We start from the raw sequence: 24086 nt of genomic DNA, 5'->3' as shown, positions 1-24086 counted from the left end.
TGGAGGCAACACGATGTGTGCTGAAAAAGTTCAACGTATTTTGACCGCGATCATGCTTGGAATCGCCTTGATGTTCCTGGCGCAGGGCGCTGCAGGCGACGCCCTCTCTTTTAAAATCGGCGTAGCGTTGCAGGTCTTCATCATGATCATGATGCTGGTCTGGGCTTTCACCAACTTCTGCCCCTCTCTATGGTTCTTCAACAAAGTTTTCGGACCTTGCAAATGGGATAAAGAAAAGAGTGACGATGAGTAATGTCAGCTACAAAGACGCCGGTGTCGATATCGACGCGGGCAACGCTTTTGTCGAAGCGATCAAACCCGCCGTCAAGTCGACGTTCGACAAGAATGTGATCGGCGGTATCGGCTCGTTCGCCGGCGCCTACGCCCTGCCTGGAGGATACAAAGAGCCTGTGATGCTCGCCGCTACCGACGGCGTGGGAACGAAACTGAAACTCGCAATCGAGAGCAAGAAGCTGGACACGGTCGGTGTCGACCTTGTCGCGATGTGTGTCAACGATCTCATCTGCAACTTCGGAACCCCCCTCTTCTTCCTCGACTACTACGCCACGGGCAAACTGAAAGTCGAAGATGCCAAAGCGGTCGTCGAAGGGATCGCGGAAGGGTGCCGCCAGAGCGAATGCGCCCTGATCGGCGGCGAAACGGCGGAGATGCCCGGAATGTACAGCGAAGAAGATTTCGATCTCGCCGGCTTTTCGGTCGGTATCGCCGAAAAGAGCGAAATGAACCGACTCGCTCATGTCAAAGAGGGAGACCTCCTTGTCGCCCTGCCGAGCAGCGGCATCCACTCCAACGGTTTTTCACTCGTTCGAAAACTTCTTTTTGAAAAACTGGACATGCAATTTGACGACGAGTTCGACGGCAAACCGCTCATCGACACGCTGCTGACACCGACGCGCATCTATGTCAAGACTTTCAAAGCGCTGAAAGAGCGCATCAACGCGCTCGCACACATCACCGGTGGGGGATTGGTCGAAAATTTGCCACGCGTACTGCCCGAAAACATGCACGCCGTCATCGATACCTCCAAAATCAAAGTGCTTCCGATCTTCGAACTGATCGGCAAACATGTCGAGAAAGAGGAGATGTTTAGAACTTTCAATATGGGTGTGGGTATGGTACTTGTCGTCAGTCCGGAACATGTTGAGAGCGTTCTTGCCGATAGCGACGGATATCTCATCGGCGAGTTGAAACTGGGCGAAAAAGGTGTCACACTCTTTTGATCTACATCGTCTCAAAAATCTTCACCGCCTTTTTCCTGCCGCCGGGGCTTTTCATCACCATTCTGGCGGCTTCGGCATTTTTTGCCAAAAAACTCCGATGGCTGCTTGCCGCAGCCGCGCTCTTTCTTTACGGGCTCAGCATTCACCCGATCGCCGACAGACTTCTCGCTTTTTATGAAGCGCCCTTCATATCCACCCAGCTCCCCGATCATGCAGATGCCGTCGTCACGCTCGGAGGAGGCAATAGGAGAGGTACGCCGATACCCCTTATGGACGAGTCTTTCAAACGGGCGATCTATGGCCTTAGCATTGCGAAAAAAATGGACATACCCGTTATCGTAAGCGGAAACGGAGAAGATGGCTACAACGAGTTTCTGGCGCTTCTCGATTCCCTTGAAACGCTGCAGCCGATCTTGAAAGCGGACCTCAACGTATCGGACCACTTCACCGACCACTTTGCCATCATCGGAGAGACCAAAAGCCACGACACCTATGAAAACGCCCAGTTGACGATGAAAATGATCGGCAAAAAGGAACCGGTTATCGTCGTTGTCACTTCCGCCTACCATATGAAACGTGCTTTGGCGCTTTTCCGGCTCGCCGGTGCGAAAAACCTCTATCCGGCTGCAACCAATTTCTATACGGACATCGATAAAAAAGGGGTTCAGTCGACCGATCTCTTCCCATCGATGTGGGCATTGTTAAACAGCTATCGCGCCATGCATGAATTTTTCGGTTCGATAAAAGTGAAACTGAGAGAGATGAAAAACAAGTAGGAATGGCGCGGTGGACGAGACTCGAACTCGCGACCCCCGCCGTGACAGGGCGGTATTCTAACCAACTGAACTACCACCGCACCAAAGAATAGACAGATAGAAATTATCGTGGTGACCCGTGTTGGATTCGAACCAACGGCCCATTCCTTAAAAGGGAATTGCTCTACCAGCTGAGCTAACGGGTCATATGAGACCGAAATTATACCTCAAAATCTTTAAAATTTGATTATAAATCTGTTTTTCTTCCCTTCATATCTGTATTCGAACCTAAAACCGTGCGCTTTGGCGATCATATCAACAATGTAAAGACCGAGCCCAAGACCGCTGATCGCCTCGTTCCCCTGTGTATAGGGCTGAATATAGTAACTCAGCGGGTACTCCAGTGGATTGCCGCTGCTTTCGACGACGATCCCTTCTTTACCGGCGGCAAGATGGAAGCTCCGATCGGAGGAGTATTTGACCGCATTGTCGATCAGATTTTTGAGTGCGATACTCAAAAGCTTGAAATCGGCTTCGATACGCACGGGGGCGATATCGTAACTGCCGCGCTCTTTTTCGATCATCGCCAGATCGATCGCCTGGTCGACCAAATCCTCCATCGTCACGGGGCGGATTTTTAGCGGGAACTTTCCGCTACTGAGCTGTTCGATCGTTCCAAATTCGCTGATTGTACTGTCCAGGCGCATAAAGATGCGTTCGAGCCGCTCCTTCTGTTTCGATTCGGGCAGCATCTGAACTGTCAGCAACCCCTTGGTCAGAGGCGTCTTCAGCTCATGCATGATATTTCTGATAAATAGGTTTCTGGAGTTGATCAACATACGGATACGTCCGATCGCTTCGTCTATCGCCTGAGAGACCTGCGCAATTTCGTCGCTTCCTTCGATCTTGCAATGGATATCGAGCTCTCCCTCTCCAAACTTTCGAATGCACTGCTGGAGCGACTTGAGCGGCCTCAACTTGAACCAGATGGCCCAGAAGATCATCAGCATGACAAACGCCGTCAGAACGAAGTAGACCCATACGACTTTGGGATCATACGGTCTATACCTCTCATCTTCGAAGAGTATCAACCGTCCGAAGGCATTGATCAGAAGATAGATGTGGCCCTCTTTTTGAAGCATATCGATAAACCCGAACGGTGTCGGCTGACGCCCTAGAAGTTTCGCACCCTTGAGCAGCCTGATTCCATCTTTTTCATCTTTGACCCACTTCATTCCGTACTTTCGGGCCGTCTCTTCGATCTGTTCGGCCATGTTGCCCCGCTCGAGCCGCAGCAGGATATTTTGTGCAAAGAGGATATTTCGCTGCACCATCATCTGCGAATGGCGATACTTGTCGTTGACGCCGTAGAAGTAGAAAGCCGTACCGGCCGCGAGAAAGGCGATCGCGAAAATCGCCGCGATAAAGACGAAAATCGAAACGCGTCTCATGGAGTGAGCCGGTACCCCAGCCCGCGAACTGACCGTATGAAGCGTGGCTGCTTGGGATTGTCTTCCAGTTTGTGCCGGATACGGCTGATGATGACGTCGATGCTCTTGAGCGAACTCTCTTCATGAATCGCATCGACACTGTAGATGAGGTCTTCTCTGGAGACCACCTCGTTGGCATGTTCGAGCAAATAGGCGAGAATGCCGTATTCGGCTGCGGTCAGATGGAGCGGCTCCCCCCGGAAATAGATCATTTTCGTCACCGGATCGAGCTTCAGTTCGCTCCCCTTTTGCCCCTCGTCGCTCTTTTCTCGCCCGATGCGGCGGAGAATCGTCTTGATGCGGGCCACCAGCTCTCTGGGGTCGTAGGGCTTGGGGAGGTAGTCGTCGGCCCCCTTTTCGAGCCCCACGATCTTGTCGGTCAGATCGTTTCTGGCAGAGGAGATGATAATGGGGATGTTGTTTTTTTTGCGGATCTGTTCGCACACCTCCAGGCCGTCCATACCCGGAAGCGTAAGGTCGAGGATCACCAGGTCGAACGGTTGCGTTTCGAGTTCGCTCAGACCCAAAAAAGGATCGGAGACGCTTACCGTTTCGATGTTGAAACGCTGCAGATATTCGCTCAGAATCTCCGCAAGCTCTTCATCGTCCTCGATCATCAACACCTTGACCATGTCTCTCCCTAATCGACGACCAGAATGCGGATCATGCCTCTTCGATTGATATAGACCCGTTTGCTTCCGGGATATTTCTTCATCGCACGCTCGACATCGGCCACATCTTTGATCATCGTATCTTCAATCTGAATGATAATGTCTCCGGGCATAAAACCCGCTTTATCGGCTTTGCTCTCCGGTTTCACTTCGGAGACGATCACACCTTGAATATCATCGGGAATACCGATCTGATTTCGAATCTGCGGTGTGATATTCTGCAATGTCAACCCGTCGACAAACCCTTTGTCCCCTTCGACTTTGAGTTTGGACTCCGGAAATTTCGCCAGCTTCACTTTAATCGTTTTGACACTTTTGTTGCGTTCATATGTGAGTGTCACCTCTTTGCCAGGCGGAATCGACCCGATCGCGTTTTTCAGATCGCTGGCATCCTTGATCGGTGTCTCGTCGACTTTGATAATCAGGTCGCCGCGCCTCAGGCCCGCCTTGGCGGCGGGGGCATCCTTCTCGACATCGAGGATAACGGCACCCTCCTTGTTTTTGTAGACTTTTTGCAGATCGGGGGTCAGATTACTGATACTGACACCAAGGTAGCCATACTCCACTTTACCGTGTTCGATCAACTGCGTCGCCACGCGTTTGACCATATTGACGGGGATCGCGAATCCGATCCCGTTATTGGCACCGCTGCGGGTGATGATGGCACTGTTGATACCGATCAGAACGCCACGGCTGTCGACCAGCGCCCCGCCACTGTTGCCCGGGTTGATCGCCGCATCGGTCTGGATGAAATTTTCGTACTGGTTGATCCCGACACTGTCTTTTCCAAGTGCCGAAATGATTCCCTGGCTCACGCTCTCTCCGACTCCGAAAGGGTTGCCGATGGCGAAGACCAGGTCACCGGTTTTCAGCGCATCGGAATCGCCCACCTGGATTGTCGGAAGATCTCGCGCATCGATCTTGATGACGGCGATATCGGTTTTCGGATCGCTCCCGACAATCTTCGCCGTATACTCTTTGGAGCTTCCCGGAAGGGTTACATGCACCTCATCGGCCCCGTCGACGACATGGTTGTTTGTGATGATGTAACCGTCCGAAGTGACGACGACACCGGACCCCAGAGACCTTTGGATACGTTCTCTGGGCATCATCTGCCCGAATGGCATATTGAAAAACTGTCGGAAGAAGGGGTCCATAAACGCCTGCGGGATATTCTGGCGCACCCGTTTTTTGGCCGAAATGTTGACGACGCATTTGCTCGCATGCTCGATCGCCCTGTTGAACGACAGAACCTTGCCCGCTTCCGGCATCACCCGAGTCGCGGCCGGAGCCTCTTTGAAGTTTATGCTTCCCGCCATCAGCGAAGCTGCCAATACGGTAGAAACAAGCAATGTTTTTTGAATCATTGTGAAACGCTCCTTTGTTATGTTGGTTCATACGTAAACTCCGGGCGAAACTGAAATGTCAGGAAAGGAGGCAGCATTGAAAGGGAGTAAGGATGAACCGCCCGGAGTTTGCGTATGAACCAAATGCCTGGGAGTATTGTACAAAGAGGTTGGTAAACCCTGTACAACGATTCGTAAACGGAAAGTAAATAGCACGTTCGCAAATGCTATAATTCCGCTATCTCAATCCAAGGGATTCTACGTGCCACCCATTATAAAAAAAGTGATCGCGGTTTTTACGCTTCTTGTTCTCGTCAACGTCGGTTTCGCCTGGTACGGCCAGGCGAGTTTCGAAGCCACCCTCAAAACGCTCGGCAAAGCCTTTGTCGAGAACAACGCCACGGCCACCGAAAACGACAACCTTCCCGACACGATCGAAAAGTATCTCGCAGCCACCCGGGCCGATCGAAGCGATTACACAACTCTCGCTCTGCAGTTTGACGGCGACTACTACAAAAAGCCCTCCAAAGCGATGCAGATGCATGCCCTCGCGCTGCTGCGCCCCACGCCCGATATGCTCTGGGGCATCCGTCTGAGCAGTAACCCCATCGTCACGTTCAATGCCATCGAAACATACCACACGGGTCGCGCGACGATGCAGATGCTGCTCTTTGGGATCATTCCCACCGGAGAGCTCGAAGGTGAACGCTTCGCACGCTCGGAGCTCGCACGCGTGCTGGCCTACGCCGTTTTCAACCCACGCCTGCTTCCGTGCGGCTGCATCAGCTACGAATCGATCGATGCGACACACACCAAAGCGACGATCCGTGACGGCAATATCAGTGCCTCCGTCACTTTCATCAGCGATGAGAACGGTCGGATTGTCGAAATTCAAAGCAGTGACAGAGCCCGCCCACTCAAGAGAGAGCTACTGCCTACCCAGTGGCGCATGGCGATCCGAAGCTATGGAGACTACGACGGGCTTCTTCTGCCCAAAGAGGTTCAAGAAGATTGGATCGTCGATGGCCGGGCGATCCCCTGCAGCCGCTATACCCTGACCTCCGCGGAACGGCTATGACCATACGGTACCGCTTTACCGATCGCCACGGCGGTACCGGCAGTCCACCTTACGATACCTTCAACCTCGCCCGTCATGTCGGAGACCATCCTGCCGACGTCTCCCGTAACCGTGCCCGCTTGAAAGAGAATCTCGGTATGGAAACCATCGTCTGGATGGAGCAGGTACACGGTGCCCGTATCGAAGTCGTCACGTCAATGCATCTCGAAACGGTTCCTGCCTGCGATGCCATCGTCACTGACAACCCCGACATCGCGCTGGCGGTCATGGTCGCCGACTGCATCCCGATTTTGATGTATGACGCAACCAAAGGCGTCGTCGCTGCCGTCCATGCAGGGCGCAACGGCACCTTCTTGAAGATCGCTCCCAAAACGGTACGAACGTTACAGGAACGGTTCGGCTGCACTCCAACCGACATACGGGTGGTCATGGGCCCCTCCATTCATGCCTGCTGTTACGAAATCGGCGACGATCTTGCCGCCGTCGTTGAAAAAAACTTCGGAAAAGGATATATGAACGGTCGATCACTCGATCTGCAGAAGCTCAATCGTGACCAGCTGACCGAAGCCGGAGTGGGGGAGGGGAATATCGAGATTTCCGAGGTCTGCACCTGCTGTGACCACGACTACTTCTCCTATCGGAGAGAGGGGACGACGGGAAGATTCGCCGGGGTTATCTGGATGGAAGGTTGAGAACTACTTTCCGTTCGTTCCGATACTTCGAATTTTATCGAGCCACTCGTCCAACCGTTTTTCAAACCCGATCCCTTTCGATTCGTAAAATCTCATGGGCTTCGCCAAGTAATCCTGCTTCACCCAGCCGCCGAAATCGTGCGGGTAGAGGTACCCTTTGTGCAGCGGACTTCGAAGATGTTCCGGAACGGGAAGCAGCGTACCGCCCTCGATACATTTCATCGCTTTGTTGATCGCCGTATAGGCGGCATTGGACTTGGGCGAAGAGGCCAGATAGACCAGGCACTGCGAGAGAACGATGCGTGCCTCCGGATAGCCGATACGGCTCACTGCCGTCATTGTATCGACAGCGATACCAAGCGCGTTGGGGTTGGCGTTGCCGATATCCTCGCTCGCGAAAATCACCATACGTCGCGCGATGAATTCAGGCGGTTCGCCGCCGGCGATGAGGCGTGCCATCCAATAGAGTGCCGCATCGACATCGCTACCACGCATACTCTTGATCATCGCGCTGATGAGATTGTAATGGGTGTCGCCGCTGTTGCTTCCGTCATGCAGGGCGGAGGGGCGAAGGTTTTTGAGCGTTTCGAACGTGACATGCGTATCGATCGAGACCGCCGCATCGAGCAGGTTGAGCATCGCCCGCATATCGCCGCCGCTGGAATCGATCAGGTAGGTTTCGGCCTCCTTGTCGAGCTCCACCCCCTCTCTCTTCACCACCTTCTGAAGCATCGCCATCAGGTCTTCGGCTCTCAACGCCTTGAACTCGAACAGAAGCGAGCGCGACCGCATCGCCGCAGTCAGCGAAAAGTAGGGGTTTTCGGTCGATGCTCCGATGATAAGTGCGTCGTAACGCTCCATAAAGGGCAGAAGCACTTCCTGCTGTGTCTTAGACAGCCTGTGAACCTCGTCGATGAAAACAAGCGGTTTTCTGAGCGCCTGGGCGTACTGTTTGAAGATAGTGCGCAGATCGTCGATTTTGAGGGTCGTGGCATTGAGTTCGTAGAAGGGCCGGTCGAGCTGTTCGGCGATGATGCGCGCGAGAGTCGTTTTCCCGACACCTGGCGGGCCGTAGAAGAAGCTGTGCTGAAGGGCATCCCCCTCGATCAGGCGTCGAAGCGGTGCCGACGGAGAAAGCAGATGCTCCTGTCCGATAAAATCTTCGAGCGACTTCGGACGGTAGAGGAGGGCATAGTTTATGGAACCCATCTCAAAATCCCCCCACGGACGGTAATGGAAGCGATTTTGCTTCCTGTTGCGACGGTTCGACGCAGGCGTGGCCAAAGCCACGTCAAGGAGAACCAACAAAAAGAGGGGGCAAAAGCGCTCCGCCCCTCGAGGTGACCGTCAAAAGGCACGCTGACTTCGTTGAAAGGCTTGAACGTAGCTTCGGCTATGCCCTGCGCCTTTCGCCTCGTCATCCCACCTTTTGACGGCCATTCCCGTTCGTGGGGGCTTTTGAAATGGGTTCTACCCATTGACGACTTGGACAATCACTTTGCGCTCCCTGGGGCCGTCGAATTCGCACAAAAATATCCCCTGCCACTCTCCGAGCTTCAGCTTGGCATTCTCCATCGGGACGACGACGCGCGCACCGCAAAGTGCCGACTTGATATGGGCCGCGGCATTCTCTCCCTGGTGGTGATAGGGATGCTTGGCCGGCGCGACACGTCCGAGCGCTTCGAGAAAATCGCGGCGAAGCTTCGGATCGATATTTTCAAAAAGGATGATGCTGGCGGTCGTGTGGGGGACGAATACCGTCACAAGCCCGCTTTTGATTCCCTTTTTGATCACCGCTTCGTGTACCATTTCGGTAATATCTATCATCTCCGACGTATGTTTGGTCTGCAGAACGATTTCCATCATGAATTCTCCTCTTCTTCTCTATTCTTGGTCTCTTTGCGCGTCAGATACTCCGCCTCCTGCTGCGCTTTGATGAACGCATGCAGGTCGTCATACTCTTTCTGGCTCAGGTAGCGGGTTTTGCCTTTGGGCAGGTTGTTGAGGCTGATCCCTCCGAAACTGATGCGATGCAGGTCGAGCACCTCACGGTCGAAGTGGCCGAAGAAGCGGCGCAGTTCGCGGTTCTTCCCCTCGCCGATCGCCACACGGATCTTGGAGTAGTTGGATTCGTTTTTCAGAATCTGGTAGGCGAAGAAGGGGGCGAACTCCATCTCTTCGATGGTGCTCTTTTCGTGCGCCCCCTTTTTGCCCCGAATCTTCATCCCCTCCTGCATCGCCTTCTCCATCGCGTGGGTGATGGAGCCGCGGATTTTGAGGTTGTAGACACGCTCGAGATTGCTCCGCATCAGAATGTCGGCGACGCGGGGCGAGTCGGTCAGCAGCAGCAACCCTTCGCTTGCGAAATCCAGTCGTCCGATCGGCACGAAATGCGCATACCTTTTGGGCAACGAATCGTAAATTGTCTTGCGCCCTTTGGGGTCCTTTTTGGTGACCAGCTCCCCTTTGGGCTTGTGATAGACGATCACCGTCATCTCGTGCATCGATTTGGGCTTGATATAACGGCCGTTCAGCTTGACCTTGTCGCCCTCTTTGACTTTGGTCGACAGATCGGTCACCACTTTCCCGTTGACTTCGACACGCCCCGATTCGATAAGCTTGTCCGCTTCACGCCGCGAATACTTGGTATTGTGGGAGAGAAATTTGTTGAGCCGGATCTCTTTTTCGGCTTTGGCCAGCTGTTGGCTCATCGTTTGATTCCTGCTTCTACCAGATCGTGCAGGTGCAGCACACCCTTCACGCGTCCCGCCTCGTCGAGGATCGGGAGCATCTGGATTTTATAGTTTTCTATCAGCTCCAGCGCTTCGGCTGCGAGCATCCTTTCGTTTCGGCACGTTTTGGGCGAGAGGTTGGCATAATCGATCGCTTCGCTCTCAATCGAGAAATCCGGTTTCATCAACGCACGCCGAACATCGCCGTCGCTCAGCACGCCAACCAGCCTGTCGTCTTTATCGACAATCAGCACATTGCCCAAGCGCCCTTCGCTCATCACGACGACCGCCTCTTTCAACGGTGTCTCGGGAGAGATTTTAGGAAGGTTTCTTTTGCGCATCAGATCCTCTATTTTGACGAAAAGTCGCTTTCCGAGCGATCCGCCGGGGTGAAACGAGGCAAAATCTTCGGCTTTGAAGTCGCGTTTCTTCATCAGCGTCACCGCCAAGGCGTCACCGAGCGCAAGGGTGAGCGTCGTGGAGGAAGTGGGGGCGGCCCCCAGCGGACACGCCTCCTTGTCGACATAGATCGACAAAAAGACGTCGCCGTACTGCGCCAGTGTGGAATCGGGTTTTCCCGCCATCGCGATCAGCGGAATGTCGAACCGCTTGATATGCGGCAGGATTTTGATCAGTTCTTCGCTCTCGCCGCTGTAGCTGATCGCCAGAACCGAATCGTCGGGCCCGATCATCCCCAGGTCGCCGTGCAGCGCTTCCGTCGGATGAATGAAAAAGCTCGGCGTTCCGGTACTCGCCAGTGTCGCGGCAATTTTGGCACCGATCAACCCGGATTTTCCAACGCCGGTGATGATACATTTGCCCTTCGTCCCGTACATGATTTCGACCGCTTTGTCAAAGGCATCGTCGATACGCTCCATCGCATCCAGAAGCGCATCCGCTTCTGTCTTCAATACCTCTTTGGCGATTTCCTGCGGATTCATCGGTTTCCTCGAATGACTTTTACTCTTTTCATAATATAGATTTTATCATAGTTCAGAAGAAGAGGGCTGCGCCCCCCTTCGAGAGAGTTATATGACATATATCGTCGGAACGATCAGCGGATAGCGCTTCATTTTCCGAAGCACGTGTTTGCGCACCGCCTGACGGATGTCGTTCTCGATCGTTCGGGTGTCGAGCTCTTCCGAATCTTTCTGGTGCGCCATATAGGTTTCGATGATCGCTTCGATCTCTTTGGCGAATTTCCTGTCGTCTTTGTCGGCAACCAGCCCGAAACTGCTGACGCGCGGATGGCCGACGAGCTTGTGCGTGCGCTGGTCGATCTGCGCGACGATCATGATGATCCCCTCGGTCGCCAGCTTCTGCCGGTCGATGACGATATCGTTTTCGATCTCGCTGTTGGCCTGGTTGTCGATGTAGGTCTTGCCCGTCTTGATCGTTTTGACCTTTTTGAGATACTTCGTCGTCAGTTCGACCTGGTCACCATCGCTCATCAGGAGAATGTTGCGTTCGTCGACACCGCACTGAACCGCCGTTTTGGCGTGGCGGGCGATGTGGTTGTACTCACCGTGGACAGGAAGGAAGAACTTCGGCTGCGTCAAGCGAAGCATCAGCTTCTGCTCCTCCTGCGCCGCGTGGCCGGAGACGTGGATTTCGCTGAAATCCTGGTAGGCGACGGTCGCACCGGCACGCATCAAGTGGTTCATGACCCGTGAAACACTCGCCTCGTTACCCGGAATCGCCTTGGCCGAGATGATAATCGTATCGCTCGGCTTGATTTTGATGTGGCGGTGTTCGTCCGTGGCCATACGGTAAAGCGCACTCATCGGTTCGCCCTGGCTCCCGGTCGTGACGATCAGCACCTCGTTGTCGCTGTATCGTACCACCTCGTGCGCATCAATGAAGATATCTTCGGGAATATCGATGTATCCAAGTTGTCTGGCTGTCTCGAGGTTTCGCTCCATCGATCGGCCGATAACGGCGACCTTTCGGTTATATTTGATCCCGTGTTCGATCGCCTGATAGACGCGGTGGACGTTGGAGGAGAAGGTGGACATGATGACACGTCCCTTCGCTTTCGCAAAAAGGTGGTCGAACGTCGGCCCCACCGTTTTCTCGCTTCGTGTAATTCCCGGTTTGTGGGAGTTGGTACTGTCCGAAAGCAGGCAGAGTACGCCTTCTTCGCCATATTGCGCCAAACGGTGCAGGTCGGCAGGATAGTTGTCGACCGGCGTATGGTCGATTTTGAAGTCTCCAGTGTGGATGATGATACCGGCAGGCGTTCGGATGGCGAGCGAGGAGGCATCGATGATCGAGTGGGTCATGTGGAGCCACTCGACCTCGAAATCCCCGATCTTGATCGGCTTGCGTTTCTCGATAAAGCGGAAATACTTCTTGTCGTTTTTGAGGCCATGCTCGTCGAACTTGTTGGAGATCATCCCCAGCGGAAGCGGCGTGCCGTAGATCGGGAATTTCAACTCTTTGAAGAGGTAGGGCACCGCACCGATATGGTCTTCGTGCGCATGGGTGATGACGATACCGTCGATTTTGTCCTTGATCGTGTGCAGATAGCTGAAATCGGGGACAAGAATATCGACACCGTGCATCTCTTCTGTCGGGAAGCTCATCCCGACATCGATGACGATCGCACTCTTTTCGGTTTCGAGTACCGCCATGTTGCCACCGATCTCGCCAAGGCCGCCAAGCGGCGTAAACCGGACACGTGCTTTGTTGTTGACATCGATCTTGGCGGCGGTATTGAGGCGCTCTTCATGAACGGCTTTGTTCGCCGCTATCGCCTGGTTGATGTCGGTATAGACACCGTTGCCGCTGCGCTGTACGTTGGCGGGTGTTTTGTAGTGCGCTTCGGTGTTGCGTCCGTTTCCACGTCCTCTGCCACGCTGTCCTCCACGTCCGCGCTGTCCTCCTCCGCGTTGCTGGGGGTTTCGCGAACGGTTCGAACTATTCGACTGGCTTTCGCTTCGCGGCGTACCGGATGCGCGCTTTTCACCGCTCTGGCTTTGCTGCTGACCGCCGCTGTTTCGTGGACGTCGCGGTCGTCTGTTTTGTCGATTTTGGTTATTGCTGTTTTGCGGTTTTTCGCCGCTGTTGTCACTGTTGTTATTGTTGTTGGGTTGGTTTCCCGGAGTTTTCTTCTCTTCCATCAATATCACCTTTTAAAATTTTATATAGGTGGTGATAGAGGGATGTTTCCACTTCATGCGGACGGACAGAGGGGCCCAGGTCCAGTGAGTCAAGAGCCGCTACTACATCTTTTTTATCAAAACGGGCCGAAAGATTTTTGGCCAGCGTTTTGCGCGGCTGGGTAAAGGCCGTCTTCAAAAAAGTCTCGAATTCCGAATCGTCTAGTGTCCTCTTCTTGACAATCCGAAGAACCGACGACATCACTTTGGGTGCTGGAACGAAAGACTCCGGGGGCACATCGAAGCAGAGATGTACCTCACCGGCGCTCTGCGCCAGTACGGCGAGGGCCGAAAAAGCTTTTTGCCCCGGTTGAGCGCTGAACTTTTCGGCAACCTCTTTTTGCACCATGACCAGCAAGCTTTTACAGTTCGGGTCTTTCAAGGCACGCAAAATGATATTCGTCGCAATGTAATAGGGGAGGTTGGCGACCATGTGGTAAGGCCGGTCTTCCAAACTCTCTTGATCCCAGTGGCTCAGAACATCTGTGCAACGGAGCTTCAGCCTTCCATCGGATATGACTGCATCGAAACGCCTGCGCAAATGCTCACAAAGGTCTTTGTCCACCTCATAAGCGGTGACATCCTTAATCTCGACCAGGTATCTGGTCAAATCACCTAATCCAGGCCCAATCTCCACGACCGGGTCGTCGTCGTTGGGCATCGATTCGATGATCTTGTGCAAAACGGTTTCATCTTTTAGAAAATTCTGTCCAAACTTCTTTTTGGCGATTTTCTCACCGTCGACACGAGAATTGGTGTTAATCATACTGAAACTTTTCTTAAATTTAGATTACATTTTTTAAAAAATGCTTAAAAACATTCCTCTTTTGAAAAGGGATGCGATATAATGCGGGCATTATTATACACCATTTACGAAGAGTCAAAAATTGGAAACATTTGCAAAACGTATCATTCCATGCCTCGATGTCAAAGATGGCCGCGTCGTCAAAGGCGTCAACTTCGTCGGGCTCAAAGATGCAGGCGACCCGGTCGAGGTGGCCAAACGTTACAACGAAGAAGGTGCCGACGAGGTAACTTTTCTCGATATCACGGCCAGTCATGAAAACCGCGACACGATCGTCCACATTGTCGAAGAGGTGGCGAAAGAGGTCTTCATTCCGCTAACCGTAGGCGGTGGCATTCGTAAACTCGAAGACATCTATGCACTCCTCAATGTCGGATGCGACAAAGTGAGTGTCAACTCCGCTGCGATCAAACGGCCGGAGTTCATCGACGAAGGGGCCAAACGCTTCGGCTCGCAATGCATTGTCGTCGCGATCGACGCCAAACGTGTCGCACCGGGAAAATGGAATGTTTTCATCAACGGCGGCCGCATCGATACGGGTATCGATGTCCTGGCATGGGCGAAAGAGGTCGTCGACCGGGGAGCGGGAGAGATTCTTCTTACCTCCATGGATGCAGACGGCACCAAGGCGGGGTATGACAACAGGCTCAACAACATGGTAAGTCGTGCCGTCAACGTTCCGGTCATTGCAAGTGGAGGGGCGGGAACGATGGAGCATATCAAAGACGCTTTCGAAGCGGGAGCAGACGCCGCACTGGCTGCCTCCATTTTCCACTTTCGGGAGATCGATATCATGGATCTCAAACGCTACCTGCACGACAACAACATACCGGTCCGTCTATGATTCTCTGTGCCGGCAACAATGAAACGTTCTCTTTCGCAACACCGATCGGTATCGGTCTTTGTGAAAGTTCCGTCAACCTGACACGCCTGGTACTGATGAACCCGCCGGAATTCCTTCTCTTCATAGGAAGTGCCGGGAGTTACGGCAATTTTGAAATTTTCGACATCGTCGAATCCAAAGCAGCCAGCCAGGTCGAACTCTCGTATCTGATGAACAAAAGCTACACGCCGCTGGAGAACAATGTGATCGTTTCGGATGAAAATGTTTCACGTGAAACACCGCTGTCGAAACTCGCCAATGCGAAGAGGCCGATCATCGTCAACTCGAGCAACTACATCACGACCGACTTCGAATTGGCACGGCGGTTCAACAAATTCGGAATCGGCCTTGAGAATATGGAGTTCTACTCGGTGATGCAGGTCGCACAGACGTTCAACATTCCGTGCGGCGGAATTTTCGTAATTACGAACAGATGCGACGAGAATGCTCATCGGGACTTTCTTTCCAATCATGACGAAGCGATGCGTCGTCTCGTCGAACATATCAAAACGAGGATACCAAAACTTGAAACCATCCATTCTTGATTACACCCAGACAGAACTCGAGGAGATGTTCCCGCCGAAGTTCAGGGCAAAGCAGATCTACAACTGGATCTACCAGCAACATGTCGGCTCCTTTCTGGAGATGGCGAATATCCCCAAAAAACTTCGGGAAGAGCTTGAAGAGAACTACCTGATCTCGCCACTGAAAGTCGTACAAAAACAGAAAAGCAGCGACGGGAGCATCAAATACCTTTTCGAACTTCAAGACGGCCATACAGTCGAATCGGTACTCCTGAAGATGAAAGATGCGGAGTATGACGAAAATGGCGACCTGGTGCATCATGCGAAATATACCGTCTGTGTCTCGAGCCAGGTGGGATGCAAGGTCGGATGCGCTTTCTGTTTGACAGCCAAAGGGGGATTTATCCGTAATCTGACCCCGGGAGAGATAGTCGGGCAGGTACTCGAGATCAAGAAGGACAATGAGATCGCAAGCAACAGACGCGTCAACATTGTCTACATGGGTATGGGCGAACCCCTCGACAATCTCGACAACCTTGCCAAAGCCATAAAGATATTCGGAAACGAAAATGGACTCAGTATCTCTCCAAAACGTCAGACAGTGTCAACAAGTGGCATCAGCTCCAAGATAAAAAAGCTCGGTGAAATGGATCTTGGCGTGCAGTTGGCAATCAGTCTTCATGCTGTTGACGATGCGTTAAGGGAAGAGCTTATTCCCATGAACAAAGCGTACAATATTGCATCGATTATCGAAGCTGTAAAGGCTTTCCCCGTCAACACGAGAAAGCGCGTCATGTTTGAATATCTTGTCATAAAAGATGTCAACGATGATGTCGAAAGCGCCAAAACATTGATCAAACTCCTCGAGGGAATCAAGGCAAAGGTCAATCTCATCTATTTCAATCCCTACCCCGGCACGGATTTCGAGCGCCCCGAACCCGAAACGATGCAGAAATTCCAGAAGTATCTTCTCGATCGGGGGGTATTGTGCACCGTCCGCGAATCAAAAGGACTCGATATCAGTGCCGCATGCGGTCAACTGCGGGAACAGGAGCTCTCCGGTGAAAGCCCAAAGGAACAAAAATGAGTTTTATCGATTATGCGTTGATCATCTTTCTAATTATCGTTGTCATTGTCGGAGTAGGTGGCTTTTTCATCGCACTCAAAGATTAGAAACTGCGTTGCGGAGCTGCCTCATACCATTAGGGACGGGCAAATCAGATATCGATCGCATTGAACCGTTCAGAAGATTTGACGATCATCTCTTTCAACGACTCGAAATCGAAACGCGATGAGAGATGATAAGTCGTACCGCCGTATTCAAAACATAGCGTCTGCGCATGCAGAAGGAGACGTTTCGCCCCCATATAATAAAGCCTCTCCTCATCCGTAAGCACTTTGTCCAGATATTTGATTGCAATCTCGGTCGGTACACCGTAGATCGGATCACCGATTATCGGATGTTTCACGTGAAACAGATGAACGCGTATCTGATGTTGTCGACCGGTGTGCGGAAAGGCATGAATAAGTGTGGCGTCATGTATCGAATCGTATTCGATAGGCTCGAAATGGGTCAGTGCATGCTTGCCCTCGGGATGAACGATCATTTTAAGCTTTATCGTGGAAAAATCGTTGTTTTGCCTAAGCGGAACATCGACATCGAATGGCTTGTCGATTTTTCCGCGTACCCATGCAAGATAACTCTTTTTGACACCTCGCCCTTCGAACATCATTTTGAGAGAACGTTCCGAACGTTTGTTACGGCTCACTAGAAGCAATCCGCTCGTCTCCATGTCGATTCGATGGATCGCATTGGCCTCTTCCCCATAGATGTGGCGGATGTCATCCAGAAGAGAGTAGGGGGTGCGATGGGTGGTGGGGTGGACGAGTGTGCCGCTTGGCTTGTCGAAGATACCAAAGTCTGGTGTCGTGAAAATCGGCCTCTCCCCACGCGTTTCCGGGACGAACACTTTTATCTGAATTTGGCCTTCTATGCGTTGGCCGCTGTGGCGGACGACCTCTCCATCGACGACAAGCCTACCCGTCGCCACGATTTTTTGTGCTTCGCCCTGCTTGACGCCCAATTGACGCATCAGAAAAAGAAATGCTGGAATCGGTTCTTTTGCGAAATAATCTCTGTTAATAAAACCCACGTAATCTTCCTCGAAATTTTTTACCTCTTTTTAACACATATTTCTATAAAATATCTACTTAAAAGTATAGACTTCTTACATAATCCAACATGCCTCCATAGAAGAAGTCTAATAACTGACGTTACGCACGATACGCCGTCAAACGAGAAACGGATAGCCTGGAAGCAAAAAGCCTCGGCTACACCTCACCGCCGCGCATGGTGGCGCATCGTGCGTAACGTCAGCAACAATTTACCCGCCAAAGGATAGAGATGGTCGAAAGATATGCAAGAGAAGAGATGAAGTCGAAATGGACGATGCAAGCGAAATACCAGGCATGGCTCGATGTTGAAATCGCAGCTGTCAAAGCGTGGAACCGCCTGGGGCTCATTCCCGACGAAGATGCGAAAAAAATCGAAGAAAATGCCTCTTTCGATATCGACAGGATCGACGAGATAGAGCGTGAAACACGACATGACGTCATAGCGTTTTTGACATCCGTTTCGGAAAGTCTCGGCGAAGAGAGCCGATGGGTCCACTACGGCATGACAAGCTCTGACACCATCGATACAGCCGTCGCATTACAGATGCGTGACAGTCTCAAGCTGATCATCGAAGATGTCAAGCAGGTAATGGAGACAATTGAACGCCGTGCGATGGAGCACAAGCTGACACTGATGGTCGGACGAAGCCATGGAATTCACGGGGAACCGATCACGTTCGGACTGGTATTGGCCATCTGGTACGACGAAATGAAGCGCCATCTCAAAAACCTCGAAGAGACATACGAGGTAATCAACGTCGGAAAAGTGAGCGGTGCGATGGGCAACTTCGCACATGCGCCGATCGAACTCGAAGAGTACGTCTGTGAAGAGCTCGGACTCAAACCGGCACCCGTTTCCAACCAGGTCGTTCAACGTGACCGCTACGCACGTCTGATGACAGCCCTCGCACTGATCGCTTCGACTGTCGAAAAAATCGCCGTCAACATCCGCCATTTCCAACGTACGGAAGTCTATGAATGCGAAGAGTTTTTCCACAAAGGCCAGAAGGGAAGTTCGGCTATGCCGCACAAACGCAATCCGGTTCTGAGCGAGAACCTGACAGGTCTGGCACGCATGGTCAGAAGCTACTGTATGCCGGCGATGGAGAATGTCGCACTCTGGCACGAACGTGACATCAGCCACAGTTCCGTCGAACGGTTTATCCTGCCGGACGGGTTCATTACTGCGGACTTCATGCTTATGCGCCTCGATGGGTTGCTTGACAAACTGGTTGTCTATCCGGAAAACATGATGAAGAACCTGAACCTCACCGGCGGCCTCGTCTTCTCGCAGCGTGTTTTGCTGGAGCTTCCAAAACGTGGCGTCACCAGAGAAGACGCCTACAAAATCGTCCAACGCAATGCGATGAAAGTGTGGGAAGACCTGCAAAAAGGAAAGCCTGCACTGAATGAAAAGGGGGAGAGCCTCTATCTGCAGTATCTGCTTGCCGATGATGAACTTCGCAGCAAGCTCAGCGAAGAGGAGATCCGTGAGTGCTTCGACTACGGATACTATACAAAAAACGTTGACCGGATTTTCGCACGCGTTTTTGGAAAATAAAAGAGAGGGGAGTGTGCCATGTCATTGGGAGTGTTGACAGTCATCAAGCGAAACGGACGAGCCGAGCCGCTTGACATTACAAAGATTCAGAAATATACATCGGCTGCCGTCGAAGGACTCGAAGGGGTCAGCCAGAGCGAACTCGAAGTCGATGCGAAGATCCAGTTCCGCGACCGGATAACGACCGAAGAGATTCAGCAGACACTGATCAAGACTGCCGTTGACAAGATCGACATCGACAGGCCAAACTGGACCTTCGTCGCGGCACGGCTCTTTCTTTACGACCTTTACCACAAAGTCAACGGCTTTACAGGGTATGCACATCTTCGCGAATACTTCGAAAAAGGAGAGGCGGAGGGGCGCATCGTCTTGGGGCTCAAAGAGAAATACGACCTCGACGATCTGAATGCCCACATCGAGCCGGAACGCGATCTGCAGTTCACATATCTCGGCATCCGTACACTCTACGACCGTTATCTGCTTAAAGACAGAGAGAACAACCCGATCGAACTGCCGCAGCATCTCTTCATGGCCGTCGCGATGTTCCTCGCACAGAACGAACTCAACTGCCAGGAGTGGGCCAAGAAGTTCTACGATGTCATCAGCAGATTCGAGGTGATGGTCGCGACACCGACACTCTCCAATGCAAGAACCCCGAGGCACCAGTTATCCTCGTGCTACATCGGAAGCACACCCGACAAGATCGAAGGGATTTTCGATGCCTACAAAGAGATGGCGCTGCTGAGCAAATTCGGCGGCGGGATCGGCTGGGACTGGAGCAAGGTGCGAGGGATGGGAAGCTACATCGACAGCCACAAGAATGCCGCAGGCGGCATCGTACCGTTTCTGAAGATCACGAACGACATCGCGATCGCCGTCGACCAGCTCGGCACGCGCAAAGGTGCCATCGCCGTCTATATCGAACCGTGGCACATCGATATCTGGGATTTCATCGATCTCAAGAAAAACTCGGGTGAAGAGAGACGGCGGGCGCACGATCTGTTCCCTGCGCTCTGGATCAACGATCTCTTCATGAAGCGTGTCGAAGAGGATGGTGTCTGGACACTCTTCGACCCGTACGAAACCGGAGACCTGACCGATCTTCACGGCGAAGCGTTCGAAAAGCGCTATCTCGAGTATGAAAAAGATCCGAATATCCTCAAAGAGCGGGTCAAAGCGAAAGAGTTGTGGAAGAAGATATTGATGAGCTACTTCGAAGTCGGCAACCCGTTCCTCTGCTTCAAAGATACAGCGAACAAAGTGAACCCGAACGACCATTGCGGCATTATCCGAAGTTCCAACCTCTGTACGGAAATCTTCCAAAATACCGAACCCAACCGCTACAAGGTACAGGTGAAGTTCATCGACGGAAGTGTCGCCTACTACGAAGAGGAAGAGGATATCACCGTTGACAGCGGCATTACAAAAAAAGCGAAAAAGATTACGGCACTCGACAGCATCGGCGGAAAAGAGATCTATATCGTCGAAAAGGTGGGAGAGGACGGGAAGACGGCGGTCTGCAATCTCGCCAGTGTCAATCTTTCGAAGATCAATACACAAGAAGACATCGAACGTGTCATACCGATCGCCGTCAGAATGCTTGACAATGTCATCGACCTGAACTTCTATCCGCTCGAGAAAGTCAAAAAGACCAATGAACGCTCGCGCTCCATCGGACTTGGCGTCATGGGTGAAGCACAGATGGTTGCAGAAAAGCAGGTGAAGTGGGGAAGCAGCGAACATCTCAACCTGATCGACGAAGTGATGGAGATGATCAGCTACAACGCCATCAAAGCCTCGTCGAATCTCGCCATCGAAAAAGGGTGCTATCCGGATTTCGAAGGTTCCAAATGGAGCCGTGGCGTTCTTCCCATCGACAACGCCAACGAACGTGCCCGTGCACTGACCGACCGCGGCGGACTCTTTGGTTACATTTACGACTGGGAAGCTCTGCGCAAAAAGGTCAAAGAGGATGGCATGAGAAACGGCTACCTGATGGCGATCGCACCGACGAGTTCCATCTCCATCCTCGTCGGGACGACACAGACGATCGAGCCTGTCTACAAGCGCAAATGGTTCGAAGAGAACCTGAGCGGGCTCATTCCCGTCGTCGTGCCGAACCTGAGTCCCGATACATGGGAGTACTACACCCCGGCATTCGAACTCGACCAGAAGGTACTGGTGCGTGCCGCAGCGGTTCGCCAGAAGTGGATCGATCAGGGGCAGAGTCTCAATATTTTCATGTCGCTCGACAAAGCGAGTGGCCGCTACCTGCACGAGATCTACACCGAAGCGTGGAATCTGGGCATCAAATCGACCTACTATCTCAGAAGCCAGTCTCCGGAGATGGTCGAAGAGGTTGCCGACCGTAGCATGGAGTGCATGGGCTGTCAATAAGAAGAGGGAGCATTCCCGCTCTCCTTCTTTACTTATTTGTTTTTTTTATTTAACTTCCTTCTTGTTCTCCATTAAACAACATTAAAACAACATTAGGTTAAAATCTCTTCTAACCTAAAAATATTCTGAATCAAGAGGTACTGAAGAGCTATGAAAAAAAAGCTATACAACACCGAATGTGATACGACACGTTCAACCACCTCTATCATCAACGGCTGTACGGCCGGAATCATCAATCTGAACCGATGTTCTTATCCCTGGGCTTACAACCTCTGGGAAGTGATGATGGCGAATACTTGGTTCCCGACCGAAGTCGATTTGACTGAGGATGCGAGGGACTACAAGCATCTTCTGCCGGCGGAACGCCGCATGTACGACAAAGTACTCGCGCAGCTCATCTTTATGGACTCGATCCAGACCAACAACACCGTCGACAACGTCAACCCCTGGATCACGGCACCGGAAGTTAATATGTGCCTAGTCCGGCAAGCCTTCGAAGAGGCGCTTCATTCGCAGAGCTACGCCGTCATGGTCGACAGTATCTCGATCAATACCGACGAGATTTACGACATGTGGAAAAGTGACAGTGAACTGCTTCGAAAAAACTCTTTCATCGGAGACGTTTACGAAAAGTTCGGCGAAAAGGCGCAGGACGACGATGAAGCGAAACTTTACATGCTCGTGGCGAACCAGTGCCTGGAAGGAATCTACTTCTACAGCGGCTTCTCCGCAATGTATGCCCTGGCACGCAGCGGGAAGATGCTCGGAAGCGCACAGATGATCCGCTTTATCCAGCGCGACGAAGTGACGCACCTGGCACTCTACAGCAATATCATCAAAGAGATCAAAAAAGAGTACCCTCACCTGTTCAACGAGCGTGTGGTCAAAAATATGCGCGAGATGTACCGACAGGCTTACGAACTCGAACGCAACTGGGGCTGGTATGTCACGGAAGATCAGATTCTGGGCCTCAATCAGCAGATCATCGACCAGTATGTACAGTATCTGACCGACAAACGCTTGAGGGCGATCGGGCTCGAGCCGATGTTCGGCGCCGACAATCCGATCAAATGGGTTGACAGTTTTTCAACCTTCAACGACCAAAAAACGAATTTCTTCGAAGGAAATGTCACCAATTACTCGAAAGGGAGCATTAGTTTTGACGACTTCTAATCTAAAATGGAAAACCTTCGCCATTCAGATGGCGACAAGCGAAAATTTCGACGAGAACATCGCCCATCTGCTGGAGCTTATCGCGAATCTACCGGAACATTCGATCATCGTCACACCCGAAGTGTGCCTTACAGGCTTCGCGTACGACCGCATGAACGAAGCGGCGGAAGCCGGCCTTTACGCGCTCGAGCAGATCAAAAAGATAAGCCGTGACAAAATCATCACATTAACAACCATCGCCAAGGAAGGGGAAGATTTCGTCAACCGCACGGATGTCATCCACAATGGCGATATCGTCCATACCCAGCACAAAGTCAAACTCTTTCCGTTGGGCAACGAGCATCACCATTTCAAAGCGGGAAGCGAAGAGGAGATCAAAATTTTTGAGATCGACGGTATCAAATTCGGGATCATCGTCTGCTTCGAACTTCGGTTTACCGAATTTTGGCTCAAACTGCGCGGTGCGGATATCATATTGAACCCTTCGCTCTGGGGGAAACCGCGTAAACAACACTACGAAATCCTCACGCGTGCGCTCGCCATCACCAACCAGTGCTATGTCGTCGCAGCCGACAGCGCCAACCCCGATATGGCACGCAGCAGTGCCATCATCGACCCGAACGGCAAAGCGATCAGCGACGACTATGCAGAAGTGATCGAAGGTATCTTCGACCCGAGAGAAGTCAAACGCATCCGCCGCTACATCGAGATGGATCTCTTTCATGGATAATGCCGGGCGCATTATCCTTCAAAAATTCGCAGACGCTCTGGCCGACGAGGTCGAACTCACACCCTCCGTCTACAAAGCGTTTACCGAGATCGAACGGGAGCTTTTCGTCCCTCAGGGGTTCCGGCACTGGGCATATCGTCTCGACGCGCTTCCGATCAAAGCCAACCAATGGATCAGTTCACCCATTACCGTCGCCAAAATGACAGTCTATCTCGAGCCCGATGGGGCTGACAACGTTCTGGAAATCGGCTGTGGCAGCGGTTACCAAGCTGCTATCCTGAGCCGTCTTTTTCGGCGTGTCTTTACCATCGAACGGATTGACGCATTGCTGAAAGAGGCGAAAACACGCTTCAAAAAACTCGACATCCACAACATTCACACGCGTCTGGACGATGGACAGCGCGGATGGCGGCAGTACGCACCCTTCGACAGAATTCTCTTTTCGGCTTCCACCCCACAAGTTCCACAGACACTTTTCGACCAGCTTGCGGACAAAGGAGTTCTTGTCGCGCCGATCGAAAAAGATGGAGAACAGATCATTACACAGTTTAAAAAAGAGAACGGCGTTATCAAAGAATTTCCAAAAGAGAGCTGCCTTTTTGTCCCTGTCAAAAAGGGTGTCGAGTAAACGAAGCGTTTTTCCCTTCCCGCATCGCGTCGCCATTTTTCTTC

The 24086-nt window shown here is 52.2% G+C and carries 23 protein-coding genes and 2 tRNA genes; 13 read left to right on the top strand and 12 right to left on the bottom strand.

Annotated features, from left to right (window positions below; genetic code table 11):
* Positions 1-13 precede the first annotated feature (13 nt).
* From QUD54_RS07420 to QUD54_RS07410, 3 genes are read left to right on the top strand one after another with little or no spacing between them, the layout of a single operon-like run.
* Entirely contained in the window at positions 14-253 is a 240-nt protein-coding gene (locus QUD54_RS07420; protein ID WP_286336118.1) for a phosphoribosylaminoimidazole synthetase, read from the top strand.
* Complete coding sequence (gene purM / locus QUD54_RS07415; protein WP_286336117.1) at positions 246-1241, top strand: phosphoribosylformylglycinamidine cyclo-ligase; 996 nt, start codon at positions 246-248, stop codon at positions 1239-1241. Before QUD54_RS07420 ends, purM begins: the two co-directional genes overlap by 8 nt.
* Positions 1238-2017: a YdcF family protein gene (locus QUD54_RS07410; RefSeq protein ID WP_286336116.1), complete on the top strand. Its 780-nt coding sequence runs from the start codon at positions 1238-1240 to the stop codon at positions 2015-2017. The genes purM and QUD54_RS07410 overlap by 4 nt, the downstream gene beginning before the upstream one ends.
* Positions 2018-2020: 3 nt before the next feature.
* Here QUD54_RS07410 and QUD54_RS07405 read toward each other — a convergent pair.
* The 5 genes from QUD54_RS07405 to QUD54_RS07385 form a co-directional block, all read right to left on the bottom strand.
* A tRNA-Asp gene (locus QUD54_RS07405) sits at positions 2021-2097 on the bottom strand.
* Positions 2098-2126: 29 nt separating this feature from the next.
* Positions 2127-2202, bottom strand: a tRNA-Lys gene (locus tag QUD54_RS07400).
* A 30-nt stretch (positions 2203-2232) separates the two neighbouring features.
* Positions 2233-3447, bottom strand: coding sequence for an ArsS family sensor histidine kinase (locus tag QUD54_RS07395; protein WP_286336115.1), 1215 nt, complete (start codon positions 3445-3447; stop codon positions 2233-2235).
* On the bottom strand, positions 3444-4118 hold the full coding sequence (locus QUD54_RS07390) for a response regulator transcription factor (protein WP_286336114.1): 675 nt from the start codon (positions 4116-4118) through the stop codon (positions 3444-3446). Before QUD54_RS07390 ends, QUD54_RS07395 begins: the two co-directional genes overlap by 4 nt.
* A gap of 8 nt (positions 4119-4126) precedes the next feature.
* Positions 4127-5521, bottom strand: coding sequence for a DegQ family serine endoprotease (locus tag QUD54_RS07385; RefSeq protein ID WP_286338027.1), 1395 nt, complete (start codon positions 5519-5521; stop codon positions 4127-4129).
* Positions 5522-5765: 244 nt separating this feature from the next.
* Between QUD54_RS07385 and QUD54_RS07380 the strand changes: the two genes are divergently transcribed.
* On the top strand, positions 5766-6581 hold the full coding sequence (locus tag QUD54_RS07380; RefSeq protein WP_286336113.1) for a DUF6544 family protein: 816 nt from the start codon (positions 5766-5768) through the stop codon (positions 6579-6581).
* On the top strand, positions 6578-7273 hold the full coding sequence (gene pgeF / locus QUD54_RS07375; RefSeq protein ID WP_286336112.1) for a peptidoglycan editing factor PgeF: 696 nt from the start codon (positions 6578-6580) through the stop codon (positions 7271-7273). The genes QUD54_RS07380 and pgeF overlap by 4 nt, the downstream gene beginning before the upstream one ends.
* 3 nt (positions 7274-7276) lie before the next feature.
* Here the strand turns inward: pgeF and QUD54_RS07370 are convergent, their stop codons facing one another.
* The 6 genes from QUD54_RS07370 to rsmA all read right to left on the bottom strand — a co-directional run bounded on the left by QUD54_RS07370 (position 7277) and on the right by rsmA (position 13932).
* A complete protein-coding gene (locus QUD54_RS07370; protein ID WP_406600589.1) occupies positions 7277-8473 on the bottom strand; it encodes a replication-associated recombination protein A in 1197 nt (398 codons plus the stop codon).
* Between the two features lie 270 nt (positions 8474-8743).
* Positions 8744-9139 carry a secondary thiamine-phosphate synthase enzyme YjbQ gene (locus QUD54_RS07365; protein ID WP_286336110.1) on the bottom strand — a complete coding sequence of 132 codons (396 nt, stop codon included), beginning with the start codon at positions 9137-9139 and terminating at the stop codon, positions 8744-8746.
* Complete coding sequence (locus tag QUD54_RS07360; RefSeq protein WP_286336109.1) at positions 9136-9984, bottom strand: pseudouridine synthase; 849 nt, start codon at positions 9982-9984, stop codon at positions 9136-9138. The genes QUD54_RS07365 and QUD54_RS07360 overlap by 4 nt, the downstream gene beginning before the upstream one ends.
* Positions 9981-10946, bottom strand: coding sequence for a KpsF/GutQ family sugar-phosphate isomerase (locus QUD54_RS07355; RefSeq protein WP_286336108.1), 966 nt, complete (start codon positions 10944-10946; stop codon positions 9981-9983). Before QUD54_RS07355 ends, QUD54_RS07360 begins: the two co-directional genes overlap by 4 nt.
* 87 nt (positions 10947-11033) lie before the next feature.
* Positions 11034-13127 (bottom strand): ribonuclease J, encoded by a 2094-nt coding sequence (locus QUD54_RS07350; RefSeq protein ID WP_286336107.1) that lies wholly within the window; start codon positions 13125-13127, stop codon positions 11034-11036.
* Entirely contained in the window at positions 13084-13932 is an 849-nt protein-coding gene (rsmA, locus tag QUD54_RS07345; RefSeq protein WP_286336106.1) for a 16S rRNA (adenine(1518)-N(6)/adenine(1519)-N(6))-dimethyltransferase RsmA, read from the bottom strand. The genes QUD54_RS07350 and rsmA overlap by 44 nt, the downstream gene beginning before the upstream one ends.
* A 121-nt stretch (positions 13933-14053) precedes the next feature.
* Here rsmA and hisF point away from each other — a divergent pair, with 121 nt between their 5' ends.
* Genes hisF through rlmN form a run of 3 tightly spaced genes read left to right on the top strand, consistent with a single transcriptional unit; the run spans position 14054 to position 16465 of the window.
* Complete coding sequence (hisF, locus tag QUD54_RS07340; RefSeq protein ID WP_286336105.1) at positions 14054-14815, top strand: imidazole glycerol phosphate synthase subunit HisF; 762 nt, start codon at positions 14054-14056, stop codon at positions 14813-14815.
* Positions 14812-15399, top strand: a complete 588-nt coding sequence (locus QUD54_RS07335; protein ID WP_286336104.1) for a phosphorylase family protein — start codon at positions 14812-14814, stop codon at positions 15397-15399. Before hisF ends, QUD54_RS07335 begins: the two co-directional genes overlap by 4 nt.
* The gene (gene rlmN / locus QUD54_RS07330) at positions 15326-16465 is read left to right on the top strand and encodes a 23S rRNA (adenine(2503)-C(2))-methyltransferase RlmN (protein WP_406600559.1); all 1140 of its coding nucleotides are present in this window, start codon (positions 15326-15328) and stop codon (positions 16463-16465) included. Before QUD54_RS07335 ends, rlmN begins: the two co-directional genes overlap by 74 nt.
* Positions 16466-16595: 130 nt before the next feature.
* Here the strand turns inward: rlmN and QUD54_RS07325 are convergent, their stop codons facing one another.
* Positions 16596-17531, bottom strand: coding sequence for an RluA family pseudouridine synthase (locus tag QUD54_RS07325; protein WP_286336103.1), 936 nt, complete (start codon positions 17529-17531; stop codon positions 16596-16598).
* A 251-nt stretch (positions 17532-17782) separates the two neighbouring features.
* On the opposite strand from QUD54_RS07325, the gene purB reads away from it, so the two are divergent.
* The 5 genes from purB (at position 17783) to QUD54_RS07300 (ending at position 24042) form a co-directional block, all read left to right on the top strand.
* A complete protein-coding gene (gene purB, locus QUD54_RS07320; protein WP_286336102.1) occupies positions 17783-19114 on the top strand; it encodes an adenylosuccinate lyase in 1332 nt (443 codons plus the stop codon).
* A gap of 33 nt (positions 19115-19147) precedes the next feature.
* The gene (locus QUD54_RS07315) at positions 19148-21511 is read left to right on the top strand and encodes a ribonucleoside-diphosphate reductase subunit alpha (protein ID WP_286338025.1); all 2364 of its coding nucleotides are present in this window, start codon (positions 19148-19150) and stop codon (positions 21509-21511) included.
* Positions 21512-21661: 150 nt separating this feature from the next.
* Complete coding sequence (locus QUD54_RS07310) at positions 21662-22684, top strand: ribonucleotide-diphosphate reductase subunit beta (RefSeq protein ID WP_286336101.1); 1023 nt, start codon at positions 21662-21664, stop codon at positions 22682-22684.
* Positions 22671-23414: a carbon-nitrogen hydrolase family protein gene (locus QUD54_RS07305; RefSeq protein ID WP_286336100.1), complete on the top strand. Its 744-nt coding sequence runs from the start codon at positions 22671-22673 to the stop codon at positions 23412-23414. The genes QUD54_RS07310 and QUD54_RS07305 overlap by 14 nt, the downstream gene beginning before the upstream one ends.
* Entirely contained in the window at positions 23407-24042 is a 636-nt protein-coding gene (locus tag QUD54_RS07300) for a protein-L-isoaspartate(D-aspartate) O-methyltransferase (RefSeq protein ID WP_286336099.1), read from the top strand. The genes QUD54_RS07305 and QUD54_RS07300 overlap by 8 nt, the downstream gene beginning before the upstream one ends.
* Positions 24043-24086: the final 44 nt, after the last annotated feature.

Origin of the sequence: Hydrogenimonas cancrithermarum, assembly GCF_030296055.1 — a bacterium.
Lineage (GTDB): Bacteria > Campylobacterota > Campylobacteria > Campylobacterales > Hydrogenimonadaceae > Hydrogenimonas > Hydrogenimonas cancrithermarum.
Note: the sequence above shows the minus strand (reverse complement) of the source record. Positions and strands in the feature narration are given on the sequence as shown.